Below are 18,633 nucleotides of genomic sequence, written 5' to 3'. Positions count from 1 at the left end.
TACAAATTATGGAGGGATTTTTGGTAGATTCGAAAGGTGCAACCATCACAACTTTCTTTACCAACAAAATGGGTTACGGAAAATTGGAATTGACTCCTGATTTGAATGAAACTTACTCTGTGAAAATTGCCACAGACAAACTCAAATTGCAAAAACAATTGCCCAAACCCAGCAATTCGGGTATGGCCATAAGCTACAACAACAATTTACCGAACAATGTTTTGGAAGTTTCGGTAAAAACCAATACAGATGGGGCGAATTTATATCAAAATAAGAACTACATTTTACTAGTTCATCAAAACGGAAAACACATTCAAAAAGAATTTAATTTCAATGATAAAAACACCATTCAAATCTTGACTTTCGATAAAAATGAGTTGCCAAATGGTGTGAATAGCATTGGAATAATTGATGAAAATTTAAACGAAATTGCAGAAAGATTAGTTTATATCAACAAAGCTGTGAAAGCTGCCCCTTTATTAGAATCAAGTTTCGCAACCAATGACGACATTATTCTATATGGAAAAGTGCCTGCCAGAGAAGCCAATCTGAGCATCAGCGTATTGCCAAAAGACAGCCGTAGCAACGATCAAAAAAATTCAATTTTGGGTAGTTTGTACCTGAATGCATATTTAGAAAAACCGGTTGCCAGCAGCTTTACTTATTATGACCGACAAAATGTGACTAGGGCAAATGATATGGAATTATTGCTGCTGAATCAGGAAAAAAGCAAGTACCGCTGGAACAATATTACCACCTACAAACCGAAAGAAAGTTATAAATTCACCAAGGGCATCACAATTAATGGTACGGTTGTAAAAGCACTGAACCCGAAAAAAAAGTACAAAGTCATGCTGATTTCCACGAAGGATAATATATTTGAGGAAGCAACAGTAGACAGTAATAACAAATTCAGTTTTGACAATTTTTTTGCTCGAGATTCAACCGCTTACATGCTTGAATTAATGGACGAAAGCAATATCCCAATCGAAACCAAAATGGTTGTTAATATGTTGAATGCCAAAGAAGACTACCGCAATAAATTAAATTTTACTGCAACGATTTGCCCTGAAATAAAAGACTTAAAAAATAACTACCATTTTACCGATGCTGATTTAGAAAAAAAGACCATTGCCTTGAACGAAATTATGGTTAAAAACAATTACAAAAAACCAATCTTGACGCATGAAAACGACATGAATAATTCGACCGCAAAAGGATATAAAATTGACGCCAAACAAAATGGAACTGTTTTAAATTTTTTAGGCAGAAATGGGTATATCACAGGCGTAAATGAGGAATTTACAGTGTACATAAGGAGCACAAGAGACGAACTTGTAGATACGGGAATCAACATGGCGCCTGCCATATTTATAGACAATGTTCAAATCTTTGACTTGAATATTTTATTTGATTTGGAATTGAGCACGGTGGATGAAATTTATATTGATAGATTTAACTCTTCTGTCTTAGCAAATAATGGTAATGGAACGGTAAAAATTTATCTAAAAAAAGGGGCTAATACAAAATACATGAAAAGCAAACACACCTCGATTGTAACTAAACTGGGTTTTGCGAAAACCAAAACTTTTCAAAAGACCCAATTTGCATTTTCGAAAGAATTTGACGTTTTTGGCGCTATGCAGTGGTTTCCAAATGTTTTTCTAGATGCGGAACAACTCTTTGAAGTTAAATTCCCTAATTCAAATCAAAAAGAAATTCAAGTACTCATCGAAGGATTTACTGTCGATGGTCAATTTATATCTGAACAAAAAAAAATTAACATTACAACAAAATAAACAAAAAAAACTCCGTTCACAATTCGCAAACGGAGTTTCTTTAAGATTTAATTTTACTATTTATGAACCACTCTTTTTTTGAGCAGTTTCCATAAAACAGGGGCAGTTGTAAAGAGAACAATTCCTATCACAATCATTTCGATATGCGTTTTCAAATCGATACCGAATTGATTTTTGAATAAATCCGAAAGGTAATGTCCTGAAAAAATCATACTGAAAGACCACAATAGCGAACCTAGAATATTGTTAAACATAAACTTGGATTTGTTCATTCCTGCAATTCCGGCAACGATAGGAGCAAACGTTCTGAAAATAGGTAAAAACCTTGCAAAAATTATGGCTTTCCCTCCATATTTTTCAAAAAAGTCCCGAGCCTGCAAAAGATATTTTTCCTTAAACCAAAACGTATCTTGCTTATTATAAAGGTAAGTGCCACCTTTGACTCCAAACCAATAGCCCACCATATTTCCTAAAATACCTGCAAGGGCAACTAATGAAGACAATAATACCAAATTAGCAAAATCGTTACCGACAGAAATCTGACGAGTCAATAATTCGCTATAGATACCTGCTAAAAATAACAAACTGTCTCCCGGTAGAAAAAATCCCGCAAACAAACCCGTTTCGGCAAAAATGATGAAAAGGACAACTATCAACCCCAGTTTTACGCCACCAAATTCCATTAATATATAGAATTCTGGATTTACCAATTGGGTCCAATCGAAATTACTCATAAAAATATTTTAAAATTCTCGGTCGTGAAAGTAATTATAATTTAGCAAAACAGCACTATCAAGTCAATGAAAATGCAGTTTTTTAATAAATAATTAATAAAACCTATCTTGATTTGTCAACTTTAGAAAGATTCAAAAATCATTGTCGAACTTACTGCAAACTTATTACTTAGATTCTGACCTCTCGTATTTGCAACAACTATGAAGATTATCATAATCTTCTTGAGTTGCTTTTACCTTAGCGGTATCGTGACCAACTTTCGCAATCGCTTTTTCTACTTGAGCTATTGATGCTTTTTCTTCATTTAAGGTCAAGTCTAATTGATGCGTTTCGATGTTCCAACTCGCCATTTTTACACCGCTAACTGAAAATGCAGCCTTTTGAATTCGCCTTTGGCATTGTTCACAATTGCCATTGACCTCAATGGTGTATTTGGCGTTTTTGTTCTTTTTGTCTTGTGCTTGAACAGAAAGTGTTACTACTAGCAACATGATTCCTAAAAATACATTTTTCATAATTTACTATTTTAATTGTTGTCTAAATTGATTTTGCTATTGCCATTGCTATTGAAATTGTTTATTTTATTTTAAATCGAAGTCCTGCGTAATACATTTGCCCAAAAATGGGCGCATAAACAATAGAAGCATCAAAGGTTGTTCCAAAAGGATTTTCATTTCCCAAAATCGCCTTTTCTTGTGTGTAATTCCCAATATTCTCTCCGCCTACATAGACTTCAAAAACAGAAGAAAAAGTTCGAGTTATTTGTGCATTCATCAAAGAATAGGAAGGTGAATACACCGGTAATTGGTCCTCAGCAGGATTTGAAGCCGTTTCAGGTAATTTTTGTTGTCCCATCCAATTGTAAGTAAAATCGAATTTCCACAGACTCCCCTTATCGCTCGTATGCGTTTCATATCCCAAATTGGCAAAAAATCGATGTTTGGCTTGCAAAGGACGTTCACTTCTTCCACTCAAATAATCCGTTTGAATGTCGTAATATTTATAAGCCGTTCGCAAATCTAAATGTTTTGCGATTTCAACATTAAAATCAACTTGCAAACTATTAGCAAATGATTTTCCGTTTAAATTATAAAACAAAACCTGATGTGTTGCCGGAATTGCAGGAGCAGTATACAAATCGACCACTACTTGATTTGTGAAATCGGTTTTGTAAAAATCAAATCCAGCATCGGCATTTTTACCAAAAATGGTAAATTTTTGATTGAAACTCAATCCGTAATTCCAAGCAATTTCAGGATCTAAACCATAGGTTTTTCCGTTTGTATCCAAAATATCAAAAGTTCTTGAACTGGCAAAAAGCGGCTGATTTTCAGCAAAAATATTCGCAGCTCGTTTCCCTCTTCCAGCCGAAACACGCAAAACCGCTTTCTCCCAAGGATTATAGCGAATGTGTAATCTTGGCGTAACAAAAACACCCAATCGATTGTGATTATCCACTCTTCCTCCTGCCACTAAACTGAAATTTGAAGCGTTATCATAGGTGTATTCAAAAAAAGCACCAATCGAATTGTCGATTCTACTGTAATCATTTACGTTGACAAATTCTTGGTACTTGTCATAGGCAAAGTTGAAACCTGTAGCGAATTTATGCATTGTATTACTAATAATCGAATTGAAAATCAAATTCGAATAAAAGCTACTCTGCTTGATATTATACTGATTTAAACCAAAGTAAGATTCCTGATTATGGATATTGAAAGCATTTTGAAATCCGATACTTTGATACGGCATATCTTTGAAAACATAACCCACTTTCGATGAGACATCCAATCTCTCGGTATCGATTTCTGAACCCCAAGCCGTTGTCTTCCCTTTGTCAGTGTCTGGGTCAAAGTTGGTTTGACCGGTTTGCTTTTTATCATTCATATACCTAAAATTGATAAAACTTACCAATCCTTTTTCGGCATCATAATATTGATAGCGATTCAACACATTGATTTGTTTTGCCAATGGATTATCAAGAAAACCATCGTCATTCCGATCCATTTTGCCCGTTCTTGTATTGCCGTGAACAAATAAAGCAGTAGACCATTTATCGGATATTTTTGCGTTGAAATGGGTATTCAATTCAAATCGAGAATCGGTTGAGCCATACGCATTCAAGAAAAAAGGCATGTTACCTATCGGTTTGATTAATTCAGTATTGATCTGTCCTGAAATACTTTCGTATCCATTGACTACACTGCCTGCGCCTTTCGTTATTTGGATGCTTTCGATCCAAGTTCCCGGCGTAAATGACAAGCCATAAGCCTGAGAAGCGCCACGAACCGAAGGGATGTTTTCTTCGGCAATCATCAAATAAGGACTTGTCAATCCCAACATTTTGATTTGTTTTGTCCCAGTCAACGCATCCGAAAAATTGACATCGATAGAGGGATTGGTCTCAAAACTTTCCGCGAGGTTGCAACAAGCGGCTTTGAGTAATTCCTTACTCGTGACCAATGTGGTATTGGCAGTAATCTTGGAGGATTTTTGTAAGCCTTTGTTTTTAGAAACAACTTTTACAGCCTGCAATGTGTCCTGAGAATAGGATACAAACACACACAACACGGTCAATAAAAGTATTGAAATTTGTTTTTTCATGTATTAAATTTTAATGTTTTTTGAAAAGAAGAGTCAAACCAATACAATGGTTTGATTTCAATAAAACATTAAAATCAGGCGTAGAAAATATATTGTTGATATAATTTGAAAAGCGGAGGCGCATTGGCATCGCAATAATAAGATGCTACACTATTGTTTTCAAAATAAGAAACTTCAGAAAAAATAAAAGGATTCCAATCTTCAATTAGAAAAACAAAATCAGGTTGAAAAGTGATTGAGTTTAAAGTTATTTTTCCAGATTTTTTCTGAAAATGAACTACTTTATCTTTACAACAACTCTCCTTTTTATTTAGAATACTTTTGGTACTAGGCGGGCAACAGCTTTCTTCCTCTTTGCTTATTGATTCCGAACTTTTCCAATAAACCGGTTTTAAAGAAGCGATTTTCCCTCCGCAATAATGCACATCGATAGCAAATCCTGTATTGGAAACCAATAGGAAAAGAGCCAAAAGAAAACTGATGTGCTTTTTGAAATTCATCCTGCGAAATTACAACTTAATAAAACTAGTAGTCAAAAATAAACGTTAAAATTAATTCCCTACAAATCAAACTCTTGATCCATTTGAGGGATTTCACACTCAAAACCGTATTTTTCTTTGATTTTAAAACTTAACTCTTCAAACGCTTCGCTTTCTCCATGAACCAAAAATACTTTCTTCGGTGAGTTTTCCAATTCAGATAACCAATTTAATAAATCCTCCTGGTCGCCGTGTGCTGACAAGCCTTCTATTTCGAGAATAGTAGCTTTTACTTGGTAAAATTTACCGTAAAATTTAATTTCCTTGGCGCCTTCGAGCAGTTTTCTACCGCGAGTTCCTTCGGCTTGATACCCTATAATGATGACCGTTGTTTCTGGCAAGCCGATATAGCGCTCTAAATAACTCAAAACTCGGCCTCCAGTAATCATTCCGCTAGCAGCGATGACCACTTTGGGTTGTTTGTTATAAATGGTTTCTATTGTTTCCTCATAGTCAGAATTCATCGTAAACATTTTACACATTGCCACATACTCTTCTTCCGGAAGTTTATGCCATTTCCTGTTATTTTCAAAAATATCCAATACTCGAATCCCCATTGGAGTGTCAATAACATAAGGAATATTTGGGATTTTACCTTCGTTTTTAAGTTGCCATAACAAATACATTATAGATTGGGCTCTTTCTACCGCAAAACTCGGAATAATAACAGTCCCTCCCTTTTGGACCGTATTATTGATGTACATTTCGAGTTCCGCCTTAGCATCTGTTTCAGGATGCAACCGATTTCCATAAGTGCTTTCCAAGAAAATGTAATCGGCTTTTTTGGGTTTGGTTGGAGGAAACATCAATACATCATCATCACGACCTATGTCGCCTGAAAAAAATAAGGTTTTATTTTCCAATTTCAATTCAATACTGCAAGCGCCAATAATATGACCCGCATTGGTAAAAACAGCCGATATTTCAGCATCCAAAGGAATTTCTTCATTGGTTTTTACTACTCTAAAAAGCGGAAAAACGGCTTCTGCCTGTCTAACATCATAAAGCGGCTTGGCGATTTCGTGTTTGGAATAATGTTCTTTATTCGCCTTAAAAGCTTCTTCCTCCTGAATTTTGGCACTATCCAAAAGAATGAGTTTGGCAATATCCTTGGTTGGACTCGTGCAATAAATTTTACCTTTGAACCCTTGGTCGACCAATCGTGGCAACCAACCGCAATGATCCAAATGACCGTGAGTCAACAATACAAAATCGATGGTCGATGGCAAAACAGGCAAAGGTTCCCAATTGAGTTCCCTCAATGGTTTCAGCCCTTGAAATAGTCCACAATCTACTAAAATCCTCACTCCTTTACTTTCTATTAAAGTTTTCGAACCCGTTACGGTCCCCGCTCCGCCAATAAATTTAATTTTCATGATGTCTGATTTAAAACCAACGGTTAATCCCGAGCCATCGGGAGAGTTGGCTGTTGATAAAAATATATTGTCATCCTGAGCCTGTCGAAGGGCTACATATATTCACACAATTCTGACGCCTCTTTCAAAACATTTTTGATTCGATTGGAGCTTAATCCGATCTTTTCTAAACAGTCCGAATTGTGCAAAATTTCTTTGACTAAAATTAAATCAAGCACAAGCAATCTGTCCTTTTCAGCCAATGATAATGTAGTCAAACATGTTACAGGATATAAATTATTATCGGCATTTTTAGTACTGATGTTATTGTTTTCGGGATAATTCCAACTTAACAAATTCAGACCTGAACATTTTGCAAATGCAATTGCATCTGCTGTAAAACGATTATTGGTCACAATCCAACACTTTGAAATCGATTCTTTCCCAGAAAAAATGGTGTGTTGTTTATCTTTCAAATCATTCAATCGCGACAAAATATACATAGGCACTTTCACATCTGAATTGGCATCTTTTCCCATATGAAATTTGCATTCCACCATCGAAATAATTTGGTCTTTTTTGATCAAGACATCAATTTCGTGGCTAACACATTTGCCTTGAAGAGTTATATTGGTTCGCGTTTCGTATTGCTCTGAGGCAAAAAGCCGAGCAATATATTTTTCAAAGAAAAATCCAGCGGGCCCTAATAATCGAATAGCTTCTTTTAGATTATATCTTGCTGCATGCGAATTGGATGCTTTCTTAAGGAGACCAAAAGCCATTTTGTAGATTTGCTTGGTCGAAATCCCTTCGTAGATTTCTTTTTGAATGGCCCCCAAAATAGTTGCGACAACAGTAGGACTCGCCCCTGATTTTATGAGCGATTGTTTGAGTTTAAGTGGATTAAAATCAACAATGTCACCAGAATATTTTATTACCTTCATCCGCTAAAATTATAACAATTGATGAAAACGATTTAATACGTTAAAGATACAAAAAAAGTAAATTGCTTAGATTTACTTAAAGTTAAAAATATCAGTAATTTCTGTTAAATTTTTAAATTCAAATAGTCTTTATTTGTACTTTTGGGAAGACTATTCTAACAATTAAAACCCAACCTTATGAAACAAATTTTTAAGCTAGCTCTTGGCTTGGTCTTCTTTTCATTTACAATCTTCGCTCAAGAGATTGATTATTCAAAAACAATCCCTTTTGACCCTAGCGTAAAAACAGGAAAATTATCAAACGGACTGACCTACTACATTAAAAAAAATGCAAAACCAATCAACAAGGTTGATCTTCGGCTTGTTGTAAATGCTGGCTCAATACTCGAAGACGACGACCAACAAGGATTAGCCCACTTTATGGAGCATATGAATTTTAACGGAACCAAGCGTTTTCCTAAAAATAAATTGGTCGATTATTTACAAAGCATTGGTGTTAAATTCGGACAACATCTAAATGCCTATACCAGTTTTGACGAAACAGTGTATTTTCTCCCTATTCCATCGGACAGCCCAGAGAAAATTGAAAATGGATTTAACATTATAGAGGATTGGGCTTTCAACGCCAATTTGACTCCAGATGAAATTGACAAAGAAAGAGGAGTTGTTCTTGAGGAATACAGAATCGGCCTTGGTGCTGGAAAAAGAATGATGGCAAACTATTTACCGAAAATGATGTACAAATCACAGTACGCTGATCGTTTGCCTATTGGAAAAAAAGAAATTTTAGAAAAATTCAATTACGAATCTTTGAATCGTTTCTATAAAGATTGGTACCGCCCCAACTTAATGTGTGTTATCGTTGTTGGAGATATAGATGTAGCCGAAATGGAGCAAAAAATCATTAGCCATTTCTCTAACTATCAAAACCCAAAAAACGAAAGACCAAGAAAAACTTTTGAGGTACCCAACCACAAAGAAACTTTCGTTGCAATTGAAAGTGATAAAGAAGAAACAAGCGCATCGGTACAATTGATGTACAAAGACTACGGAGCTCCAAAAACGGTTACTACTATTGGAGATCTTAAAAACAATTTTGCAGAGGGATTATTTTCCTCGATTATCAACACTCGATTTCGTGAACTTGTCAATTCGCCAACACCACCATTTAATTACGGATACTCTTTTTATGGGGGGACATATGCTAGAAATAAAAAAGCATTTCAATCGGGAGCGATGTCTCAAGAAGACAAGCAGCTTAGCGCATTGAAGGTATTGATTACTGAAAATGAAAGAGTGAAAAAATTTGGATTTACCCAAGGAGAACTGGATCGCGCAAAGGCAAGTCTTCTTGCTTCAATGGAAAAAGGGTATAATGAAAGAGACAAAACAAATTCAGATAATTTTGTAGGCAATTATCAGTCCCACTTTTTAGAGAAAGATCCGGTTCCAGGAATCGAATGGCAGTTTTTGACAATGAAACAAATTATACCTCAAATTGAATTGAAAGATATTAACAACTTGATTAAAGACTATCTAAAGGACGACAATCGAGTGGTTATTCTAACAGGACCTGAAAAAGAAGGGCTTAAAAAAGTCACTGAGCAAGAGGTTTTGGATGCGTTAAAACTGAACACGGATGCTATTACAGCCTATGAAGATGTAGCGGTTGCCAAAAGTTTGATACGAAACGAAATTAAACCAGGTACAATTGTAAAGCGAGAAACAAATGCTAAAATAGGAACGAAATCGCTACTCTTATCGAATGGCGCCAAGGTGACCTATAAAACTACGGATTTCAAAAATAATGAAATCCTTTTTCAAGCCATAAGCTTTGGTGGCACCAATCTATATCCCGATGCGGATATGAAAAAAGTTCAGTTTGCTGCTGGAGCTGTAACCGAGGCAGGCTATTCAGGACTTAAACTAAATGACATTAATAAATTTATGACTGGCAAAAAAGCTAGCGTAAGACCCAGTATTGGAGGGATTACAGAAGGAATGTCGGGAAATGCGACACCAAAGGATTTAGAATATTTATTCCAAATGGTCTATGCGAACTTTACAGATGTAAATCTAGATACAGCTGTCTTTGAAGCATACAAACAAAAGCAATCAGCCAACTTTAAAAATATGGCTTCTCAACCAAGTTTTTATTTTCAACAAGAGTTTGTAGCATTTTTAAACCAAAAAAATCCGAGGTTTAATGGTTTAATTCCTGATGAAAAAACTTGGGCTGAAACCGATTATAACTTGGCTTACAACAAACACAAAGAACGTTTTGCTAATGCAGCTGATTTTGAGTTTTTCTTTGTTGGGAATATCGATGATAAAATCATCGAAGAATATGCAATTAAATACATCGCCTCATTACCTTCATCTACTAAAAAAGAGAAAGCTACTGACCTAGAATACAGAATGATTAAGGGCGATTTGAAAAAAGTAGTACATAAAGGATCGGACCCAAAAACTAATGTTGTTATCCTTTATTATGGAGACACAAAATATGACACAAAAGAAGCAAGGGCATTTAAAGCCTTAGGCGAAGTATTGACTATAAAGTTGGTTGAAGAATTAAGAGAAAACGAAAGTGGAGTTTACGGGGTTGGCGCAAGAGGCAGTATGGGCAAAGTACCAAACGGATCTTACGATTTTTCTATTAGTTTTCCTTGTGGACCTGAAAACGCCGAAAGGCTTACCACTTCAGCATTGAAAGAATTGCAGAAAATCATTGATAATGGCCCAGACGAAAAAGATCTTATTAAATTCAAAGAAGCAGAATTGCTTGATTTTAAAAAGAACAGCAAAGAAAATAGCTTTTGGTTAAGCAATTTCACTAGATCCTATACCAATTCAACAAGTCCAGAAGAGGTACTTCAAACCGAAGAACGAATTAATGCGATTACTGCAAAAGACATTCAAGCTGTCGCTAAAAAATATTTGACTAAGGATAAAGTAATTGGCATGTTAATGCCAGAAAGTAAATCATAAATCCAAAAAACAATAAAAACCAAAAACCTGCTAAAATTAAACTTAGCAGGTTTTTTTTATGCTTTCACAATTCAGTTACTTGTAACAAACCGGAATAATCTCCCCTTTGGCCAAGCAGTATTTTTCAACCAATTCTGGAGAGATTTTGTTAGTATAATCTTCCTCAATAACTTTAAAACCGATACTTCTTAGTTTATCAAAATAATCACGGCCGTAAATACGCACGTGATCGTATTGACCAAATATTTTGGCGCGTTCTTTTTGATCGGTAATTGTGTCATCGGCAAAGGTAACTTCTCTTTTTAAATCTTGCGGGATTTGAAGGATTGCCATTCCACCCGGTTTCAAAACACGATACAATTCTTGCATTGCTTTGGTGTCGTCTGGTATGTGTTCTAATACGTGATTGCAAAGAATCACATCGTATTGACTGTCTTCGAAAGGTAAATTACAAATATCCGCCTTTACATCGGCCAATGGCGAAAGTAAATCGGTGGTGGTGTAATCAAGATTTTTTTGCTTGCGAAACAATTTGTAAAAAATTTGTTCTGGTGCAAAATGCAGTACTTTTTTTGGTGTTGTAAAAAAATCGGTTTGCTCTTTTAAATACAACCACAACAAACGATGTCTTTCTAGCGATAGTGTGCTTGGCGATAATACGTTTTCACGCTGGACTTCGTAGCCATAGGGCAACATTGCTTTGAAACTTTTTCCATCAATAGGATCCGTAAATCTATCGCCTTTTAAAGTAAAAGCTATAATAGGTCGCGCTACATAACTCAAACGAATTAATAACGGACGAGGCACTGTATTAAGGATTTTTTTGAACACTGATTTCATAGTAAAAATTTAAACACAAATTATAATTGAAGAAAACCGACACAGATTTCACAGATTTTCACAGATTTAACGAAGTCAGAGAATAACTCTTCTGTATTTGAGGCTGTCTTCTCCGAAGTTGACTACGAGCCCAATTTTATTTTTTGAACAAGCTAAATAATTTAACGGTTGCCCTGTATCACTACTTGTTAATTGACTGATTGCTTTTACTTCTAGTATTATTTCATCAAAAACTACAAAGTCAGCGAAGTATCCTTTGGATAATATTATATCTTTATACTCAATTTCATACGCTTTCTCTCTTTCAAAAGGGATTCCTTTTTGTGAAAATTCATATTGTAATGCTTCTTTATATACGATTTCACTGAACCCTTTACCAAGTATTTTGTGTACTTCCATACAAAGTCCTATAATTTGATACGTCTCCTCTTTCAAATAAAAATTTTCCATTTTACAAATACTTTAATCTGTGAAAATCTGTGAAATCTGTGTCAAAAAGCTGAATTTGTGTCTAAATAAACAAGGGTACTTTTCTAAACTCATCTTCCTCGTTACTCACGATTCCTAGTGCTTGGTAAACATATGCGAAAGTTGATAAAATTTCAGGTTTTCCGTCTATTATTGCTACATCGTGCTCAAAATGAGCGGAAGGTTTTCCGTCTGCGGTGGTAATTGTCCAGCCGTCTTTGTGTTGCTTGATATTTTTGGTACCCATATTGATCATCGGCTCGATAGCAACCACCATTCCTTCGATAAGAAGTTTGCCACGACCTCGTTTTCCATAATTAGGCATTTCTGGATCTTCGTGCATTTTTTGACCTAATCCGTGACCCACCAATTCGCGAACGACTCCGTAACCGTGCCCTTCAGTATATTTTTGGATGGCATTACCCACATCCTCTACTCTATTTCCGACTCTTAATTCTCGGATGCCAACATAGAGCGACTCTTTGGTCACTTGCAAAAGTTTTTTGGTTTCAGGAGCTACTTCGCCTATTTCGAATGAATAGGCGTGATCGCCGTGAAATCCATTCTTGAAAGCGCCACAATCTACAGAAATAACATCACCACTTTCTAAAGGCTTATTATTTGGAATACCGTGTACAACCTGGGAATTGGGACTCATACACAAGGAATTAGGAAAGCCGTACAAACCCAAGAAACTCGGCACTGCTCCATGGTCTCTGATGAATTCCTCTGCTCTCTTGTCAAGGTATAATGTACTGACCCCTTCTTTGATTTCAGAAGCAATCATTCCTAATGTTTTGGATACGATCAACGCACTTTCGCGCATCAATTCGATTTCCTCTCGGGTTTTTTGAATAATCATATTTCAAATTTCAGACGGCAAAAATACAATTTAAAAATTATTTAATTCGGATTCGCCATAATTTTATACAGTTCAGAATTGGAAGTATAAAACCTGTTTTCGAGAGCAATTTGAGAAAGTTGAGCGCTTACCAAATTATTTTCTCGCGTATTAATAAGAAACAAGGAACTCTCGCCGATGTTGAACAATCGCTCTTCTGATTTCAGCATCTTATCATAATCACTAACCAAATTATTGACTAATTTTTGTTGTTTGGTCAAGGACTCTATTTCAGTTTTTTGAGCAGTGATTTTATTCGTCAACTGCAATTTTTCAAGGTCACGATTAAACTCGGATTCCTGTATTTTGAACTGGGCAATTTTCAAACTTCCGCGCTCTTTTCGGAGAAATAAAGGAAAATAAAAATCAATTCCCACTTTATAATTCTCGTTATTATTAGGAATTGTGGGGTCTGGCTGCGCTAAATAAGAATAGCCCACATCAATTTTAGGCAAAAGCATATTGGCTTTCATTCTTTTGTCTACTGTCAACATATCGATTTTACTTTGCAAGGCTTCGATTTTGGGATGTTTCAACAGTGAAAAATCTTGATTGACCAAATCACTTATATTTAAAGTTTCTTGAATGGTTTGACCCAACTTTTTTTCAGGAATTATGGCATCTGCCAGCTCTAATGGAATATTGTTTTCCAACCACAAAAAATTAGACAGTTCTAGTTTGGCTTTGGCTAACTTCAATTTCGAATCTTCGAGTGACAAAAGCCTGTTTTTGACAACAATCCCAGCTTCGACGCTGTCAATTGCGGGTTTATCTCCTTGCTTAATCAAGGATTCCACGCCATCGTATCGTATTTGCGCATTGGAACTGTAGGTTTCGTAGAGCTTGTACTCTTCGTAGTTTTTTTTCCAATTAAAATAAGCTACCGAAGCATCATACAAAATGGCAACAGCCATTAGCTTTTGCTCGGCTTGACTCAGCTTAACTTGAATCTTGGCTTTTTGCAAATCAGCCATTCGCTGATTAATAAGTAAGCCTTGCCCGATGGGAACATTAATTCCAAGGGCAGCAACACCGTTATAGGGAGTCTTGTTTTGTGGATTCAAATAATATCCTTCATTATCTTCAAAACCCGCTTTTACTTCGATTCCGTACCAAGTCGGGATTTTGAAACTACTATTCATTATCGAATAATACTCGGTTCCTTGAAATTGTTTTTTATTGTAATCCAATTCCAATTTGGGGTCAAAACCACCGCGAGCCATCATTAAATTGGCTTGAGCTTTGCTGATTTCCAAATTGGCATTCTTCACCAAAGGATGGTACTTTTTTACAAAACCCAAATACTCATTATAACTCATTTCTGTGAGATTCGATGGCAATTGAGGATCTGTTTTGGTTTGACTATAGATTGTAGTCCCCCATAAAATAAATAGCAAAAGAAGCTTGTTCATTATTTCTTTTCTTTAGATGGTTTCTCTTTGCCTTGATAATAATTAGGCGGGAATCCGTTCAGGGTTCTCCACAACTCAAACCAAACTGGCACCGTATTCAGCAAGGCTAAGGTTTGTGCACCAGAACCAATGCTCAACTGTTTAGGCCAAGGCGCTTCAGTTTTGTCTGGAGCAATCAGAATTCTGAATTTCCCATTGTCGCTAATGAAGGTTTCAATCGCTACAACTTCACCCCCAAATGTACCGTATGACATATCAGGCCATCCTGAAAAAATTATTGTTGGCCAACCGTCGAACCATACTCTTACTTTTTCCCCCCTTTTTATCAAAGGTAAATCCACGGGATCTACAAAAGACTCTACAGCAATATCGTATTTTGACGGTAGTATTGTTGCGATTGGAGTGCCCTCTTTAATATTTTCGCCAATTCCTGATTGCAAAGTTCTGTTGATATAACCATTCTGTGAAGCTTTGATGTAATACATTCCATTTCGAATGCTATAATTAGCATATTGATTCTCTAATTTGTTTACTTGAGCTTCTGTATCAAATTGATTACTCAAGGCTGTGTATTGATCACTTTGCGCTTTAGAAGCTTTTTCGGCATACTCAGCATTAATTCTGTTTATTTCGACTTCAGCATTGATGAATTCATTTTTACTAGTGTAAAATTTATTTTCTTGTGTAATGATTTTCGCTTCCACTTCTTGGAGTTTTAATCGTTTCTCCTCGACATCAGACAGCGCTTTTAAACCTTCTTTGTTTAATTGCAACGATCGATTGAATTGGGTGTTGGCAATTTTCAATTGGGTTCTTACTGCCACAAGATCCATACTATCACTTTTTATCTTCAAAGCGGCTTGCTTGATTTTGTTATCAGCTTGTTTGAGTTTCAAACCTTTTTCTCGCTCTATAGCTTGCATTTGAATCGCTAGTGTTGCCACTTTTGAACCATAGGATTGCAAAGATTGCTTTTTGGCATCTACTTGATTTTTGGTGTTTTTGACCAAATTGGGATCCATATAATCCTCCTTGATTTCGGATATAAAAAGAATGGTGTCGCCCACTTTGACATAATCTCCTTCTTGAACATACCATTTTTCTATTCGTCCTGATATTACTGACTGAATAGATTGCGGCCTCTGATTGGGCTTTAGTGTTGTAACTGCTCCTGCTCCTGAAATGTTTTGCGTCCAAGGCAGGAATAACGCAATGATACCAAATATGGAAACGACAAGTATTATTCGATTTAATATTTTATAATGTGGTCTGTCACTCAAATTTTTAACCGTAGAATATTTTTCTAAAGCACTACTTTGAATTGAATTTTTATCGGATAAATTTAGCATACTATTATTTTTTGATGTCGGATAAAATTGTTCCTTTTTGCATTGTTATCTCTCTGGTACATTTTGTTAACCAATGCGGATTCTGAGAAGAAACAATTACTGTCCATTTATTTTTTTCAGAACAAATAAAATCAATAATTTCATTTGCCACTTTTACATCCATTTTATCGGTGGGTTCTTCGTAAAACAAAATCGTGGGTTTATGAATAATACTCCGGGCCAATAGTATTTTTTGAGCATTTGACGAGGAAAGCTCTTTACCCTCAGGAAAAACCCTAGTATCGAGCCCTTTTGGCAATGTTTTTACAAACCCAGTTAACTGAACTGCATCTAGTGCCCATCTCAAATCTTCATTAGTAACGCTTTTGTCGTTGAAAGTAATGTTCTCAAGAATTGTCCCTTCGAAAGGAGTTTCTCCCTGAATAATACTTCCAATTCTAGCGCGGAATTGCTTAACATCAATTTTTCTAAAAGTATCATCATTGATAAACAAATTACCCGAGGTATGATGCAACAAACCAGAAAGAACTCGAATCAAAGTAGTTTTTCCAGATCCATTCTCACCATCAATTGTAACTTTCTCAGCAGGATTAATTTTCAAATTAATGTCTTTTAGACTCCCAAAATTAGTCCCAGGAAATTGAAATCCCATATTTTCAGCTTCTAGGCTAATATTAGTATAACAACTTTTATGCTCAGTGGCAACTTCTGCCTCTAATTCCATATCGGTAACTTGCCCGATTTTTTCTACTGCGGTCAATACATCATAAAAAGTTTCTAGACCAAGAATTATTTTTTCTACAGAATTTATTACCAATAAAATAATGATTTCCGCAGCCACAAATTGTCCAATATTCATTTCCTGACTCAATACCAAGTAGCCACCAATTATCAACAAACTCGCCGTTATTAATACTTTAAAAACAATAAGATGCGTGAATTGTCTTTTGATAACATTGAAATGATTCTCGCGACTGTATAAATAATCTTTAATGATGCTATTGTTCTTTTCTAAAGCGAAATCATAATTCAACTCGTTACGAAAACTAAAATTATTTCGAGCAATTTCTTGCAACCAGCCAGCAGTTTTATATTTATTTTTAGATGTTTTTAAACTTGTTTGCGTTCCTTTCTGATAGGAAAATTTAAAAATAACATACAAAACAACAATCAACAAAACTCCAAAAACCATAAAGAACGGATGGTAAAGCGACAATAAAACAACTCCAAAAATAATTTGCAAAATAGCTGCCGAAAAATCGACCAATAATTTTGACGTCCCTTTTTGAATGGTCAATGTATCAAAAAAACGATTGGCTAATTCTGGGGGATAATAATCATAAAGTTCCTTGAATTCAATTTTTGGCAAACGAGAAGCAAATTCAAAAGAAGAACGGACAAACATTTTTTGTTGTAAATTCTCAGTAATTCGCAGCTGCATTAATGACAAAATACCTACCAAAGCCACCCCGATAACGACTAGAAATACCAAAACAATCCAGGAAGCGCTCACTCGGCCTGATTGAATAAAATTTACGATAGCTTGAATTCCTAGTGGTAGTGACAAACTCACGATCCCAGCAAAAATGGCGTAAAAAAATATTTGCGAAACATCCCTTTTATCTAATTCTAAGAGATTGAATAATCGTTTTAATGATGTCATTTTTTATTTTTTAAGTAAATTTTCTACTAAGTTGATGTAAAAATCGGTTGGACTAATACTTTCGTTACAATTGGTAATTGTTTTTAAATGGTCTTTTAAAAAATGCTGATGCAACGCCCCTTCAACGATAGAGGACGACAAGCTTTTTGCAAACTCATAATCAGGATCGACCTCCAAAATCATTTCTAAAATCCGATTAATGACTCTTTTATAAACCAAGAAAAATCCTTCTTTGTTTTCTTCATCGACCTCTTTTGTCAATAAGGTTTTAGTAAATTCTTGAATGATGATTTTATTCAAAATCGATTCGTTAACATGTAAAGTTGATACGTCATCTTCGATTTTTTCTGTCACTACGACAATCCCCTTTTTAAGGCGTTCCATTGGGTTGTCTATGTTTGTCGTGGCAAACGCAAGTTTATATTCTATCCAGCCCCAATACCATGACGAGAGATACAGCAACATTTTGTGTTTGCTCTCGAAATAGCGGTAAATAGAGCTTTCGTTGGAACCAATTTTTTCACCCAATTTTTTAAAAGTGAAATCTTCAAATCCAATGCTATCTATAAGAATAATACTATTTTGAATAATTTTCCTTCCCAATTCAGATGTTTCAGGGTTTTTTACATACAATTTTGGATTGACCGAAATGATTATATTTGAAAGTATGTCTTGCATTTTTAAATAGAATTATTGTTAATCTGACACTGTAGGCATAAATCCATTTTCCTTGTTTTTTATTAAATTAAAATTATATAAAAGCGACAGATTCAAAAAATCGCGCCCTGTTTCATCATTTATTTTGTAATCAAATTGATAAATGTAACCCATTTGAACGGCAAGATTTTTTGAAAACTCATAGCCTCCTCCAATAAAAAAACGGTTTCTTTCAAAAAAAGGCTCTTGATTTGTAAAGAAAATCTCATTCCAAATTTGTGCATATACCGTTTTAGGTTGTATCTTTTTACTATTCAATGGCACTATTGCCGATAACCTATATCTAAATCTATTCCGATACCCATTGGATGTATAT

The 18,633-nt window shown here is 35.3% G+C and carries 16 protein-coding genes; 2 read left to right on the top strand and 14 right to left on the bottom strand.

Features of this window, described 5'->3' with window-relative positions; translation table 11 throughout:
* The coding region (locus ACIQ1E_RS10310; protein ID WP_396171197.1) for a hypothetical protein at positions 1–1,799 on the top strand (1,799 nt) is incomplete at its 5' end.
* Positions 1,800–1,855: 56 nt separating this feature from the next.
* On the opposite strand, the gene ACIQ1E_RS10305 is transcribed toward ACIQ1E_RS10310, so the two are convergent.
* The 6 genes from ACIQ1E_RS10305 to ACIQ1E_RS10280 form a co-directional block, all read right to left on the bottom strand.
* Positions 1,856–2,533 carry a DedA family protein gene (locus tag ACIQ1E_RS10305; protein WP_396171195.1) on the bottom strand — a complete coding sequence of 226 codons (678 nt, stop codon included), beginning with the start codon at positions 2,531–2,533 and terminating at the stop codon, positions 1,856–1,858.
* Positions 2,534–2,698: 165 nt separating this feature from the next.
* Positions 2,699–3,049, bottom strand: a complete 351-nt coding sequence (locus ACIQ1E_RS10300) for a heavy-metal-associated domain-containing protein (protein ID WP_396171193.1) — start codon at positions 3,047–3,049, stop codon at positions 2,699–2,701.
* A 61-nt stretch (positions 3,050–3,110) separates the two neighbouring features.
* Complete coding sequence (locus ACIQ1E_RS10295; RefSeq protein ID WP_396171191.1) at positions 3,111–5,138, bottom strand: TonB-dependent receptor plug domain-containing protein; 2,028 nt, start codon at positions 5,136–5,138, stop codon at positions 3,111–3,113.
* 74 nt (positions 5,139–5,212) lie between these two features.
* Entirely contained in the window at positions 5,213–5,638 is a 426-nt protein-coding gene (locus tag ACIQ1E_RS10290; RefSeq protein ID WP_396171189.1) for an HYC_CC_PP family protein, read from the bottom strand.
* 59 nt (positions 5,639–5,697) lie between these two features.
* Complete coding sequence (locus ACIQ1E_RS10285; protein WP_396171188.1) at positions 5,698–7,053, bottom strand: MBL fold metallo-hydrolase RNA specificity domain-containing protein; 1,356 nt, start codon at positions 7,051–7,053, stop codon at positions 5,698–5,700.
* Between the two features lie 92 nt (positions 7,054–7,145).
* On the bottom strand, positions 7,146–7,976 hold the full coding sequence (locus ACIQ1E_RS10280; protein ID WP_396171186.1) for a restriction endonuclease: 831 nt from the start codon (positions 7,974–7,976) through the stop codon (positions 7,146–7,148).
* Positions 7,977–8,153: 177 nt separating this feature from the next.
* Between ACIQ1E_RS10280 and ACIQ1E_RS10275 the strand changes: the two genes are divergently transcribed.
* Positions 8,154–10,967, top strand: coding sequence for a M16 family metallopeptidase (locus tag ACIQ1E_RS10275; RefSeq protein ID WP_396171184.1), 2,814 nt, complete (start codon positions 8,154–8,156; stop codon positions 10,965–10,967).
* Between the two features lie 75 nt (positions 10,968–11,042).
* Here the strand turns inward: ACIQ1E_RS10275 and ACIQ1E_RS10270 are convergent, their stop codons facing one another.
* From ACIQ1E_RS10270 to ACIQ1E_RS10235, 8 genes are all read right to left on the bottom strand, one after another.
* Positions 11,043–11,807: a class I SAM-dependent methyltransferase gene (locus tag ACIQ1E_RS10270; protein WP_396171182.1), complete on the bottom strand. Its 765-nt coding sequence runs from the start codon at positions 11,805–11,807 to the stop codon at positions 11,043–11,045.
* A gap of 75 nt (positions 11,808–11,882) precedes the next feature.
* Positions 11,883–12,257, bottom strand: coding sequence for a GxxExxY protein (locus tag ACIQ1E_RS10265; RefSeq protein WP_396171180.1), 375 nt, complete (start codon positions 12,255–12,257; stop codon positions 11,883–11,885).
* A gap of 61 nt (positions 12,258–12,318) precedes the next feature.
* A complete protein-coding gene (gene map, locus ACIQ1E_RS10260) occupies positions 12,319–13,137 on the bottom strand; it encodes a type I methionyl aminopeptidase (protein ID WP_396171178.1) in 819 nt (272 codons plus the stop codon).
* 41 nt (positions 13,138–13,178) lie between these two features.
* Entirely contained in the window at positions 13,179–14,588 is a 1,410-nt protein-coding gene (locus ACIQ1E_RS10255) for a TolC family protein (protein ID WP_396171176.1), read from the bottom strand.
* Complete coding sequence (locus tag ACIQ1E_RS10250) at positions 14,588–15,937, bottom strand: HlyD family secretion protein (protein ID WP_396171174.1); 1,350 nt, start codon at positions 15,935–15,937, stop codon at positions 14,588–14,590. The genes ACIQ1E_RS10255 and ACIQ1E_RS10250 overlap by 1 nt, the downstream gene beginning before the upstream one ends.
* Before the next feature lie 4 nt (positions 15,938–15,941).
* Positions 15,942–17,600, bottom strand: coding sequence for a peptidase domain-containing ABC transporter (locus ACIQ1E_RS10245; protein ID WP_396171172.1), 1,659 nt, complete (start codon positions 17,598–17,600; stop codon positions 15,942–15,944).
* A gap of 3 nt (positions 17,601–17,603) precedes the next feature.
* The gene (locus tag ACIQ1E_RS10240; protein ID WP_396171170.1) at positions 17,604–18,278 is read right to left on the bottom strand and encodes a TetR/AcrR family transcriptional regulator; all 675 of its coding nucleotides are present in this window, start codon (positions 18,276–18,278) and stop codon (positions 17,604–17,606) included.
* An 18-nt stretch (positions 18,279–18,296) separates the two neighbouring features.
* The coding region (locus tag ACIQ1E_RS10235; RefSeq protein ID WP_396171168.1) for a DUF2490 domain-containing protein at positions 18,297–18,633 on the bottom strand (337 nt) is incomplete at its 5' end.

This window comes from Flavobacterium sp. (genome assembly GCF_044348915.1).
GTDB lineage: Bacteria > Bacteroidota > Bacteroidia > Flavobacteriales > Flavobacteriaceae > Flavobacterium.
This window is presented reverse-complemented; position numbering and strand designations above follow the sequence as displayed.

Excerpts from the sequence above, each read along its gene's own strand:
- ACIQ1E_RS10305 (WP_396171195.1), bottom strand. The coding sequence starts at position 2,533 with ATGAGTAATTTCGATTGGACCCAATTGGTAAATCCAGAATTCTATATA.
- ACIQ1E_RS10300 (WP_396171193.1), bottom strand. The coding sequence starts at position 3,049 with ATGAAAAATGTATTTTTAGGAATCATGTTGCTAGTAGTAACACTTTCT.
- ACIQ1E_RS10295 (WP_396171191.1), bottom strand. The coding sequence starts at position 5,138 with ATGAAAAAACAAATTTCAATACTTTTATTGACCGTGTTGTGTGTGTTT.
- ACIQ1E_RS10290 (WP_396171189.1), bottom strand. The coding sequence starts at position 5,638 with ATGAATTTCAAAAAGCACATCAGTTTTCTTTTGGCTCTTTTCCTATTG.
- ACIQ1E_RS10285 (WP_396171188.1), bottom strand. The coding sequence starts at position 7,053 with ATGAAAATTAAATTTATTGGCGGAGCGGGGACCGTAACGGGTTCGAAA.
- ACIQ1E_RS10280 (WP_396171186.1), bottom strand. The coding sequence starts at position 7,976 with ATGAAGGTAATAAAATATTCTGGTGACATTGTTGATTTTAATCCACTT.
- ACIQ1E_RS10275 (WP_396171184.1), top strand. The coding sequence starts at position 8,154 with ATGAAACAAATTTTTAAGCTAGCTCTTGGCTTGGTCTTCTTTTCATTT.
- ACIQ1E_RS10270 (WP_396171182.1), bottom strand. The coding sequence starts at position 11,807 with ATGAAATCAGTGTTCAAAAAAATCCTTAATACAGTGCCTCGTCCGTTA.
- ACIQ1E_RS10265 (WP_396171180.1), bottom strand. The coding sequence starts at position 12,257 with ATGGAAAATTTTTATTTGAAAGAGGAGACGTATCAAATTATAGGACTT.
- map (WP_396171178.1), bottom strand. The coding sequence starts at position 13,137 with ATGATTATTCAAAAAACCCGAGAGGAAATCGAATTGATGCGCGAAAGT.
- ACIQ1E_RS10255 (WP_396171176.1), bottom strand. The coding sequence starts at position 14,588 with ATGAACAAGCTTCTTTTGCTATTTATTTTATGGGGGACTACAATCTAT.
- ACIQ1E_RS10250 (WP_396171174.1), bottom strand. The coding sequence starts at position 15,937 with ATGCTAAATTTATCCGATAAAAATTCAATTCAAAGTAGTGCTTTAGAA.
- ACIQ1E_RS10245 (WP_396171172.1), bottom strand. The coding sequence starts at position 17,600 with ATGACATCATTAAAACGATTATTCAATCTCTTAGAATTAGATAAAAGG.
- ACIQ1E_RS10240 (WP_396171170.1), bottom strand. The coding sequence starts at position 18,278 with ATGCAAGACATACTTTCAAATATAATCATTTCGGTCAATCCAAAATTG.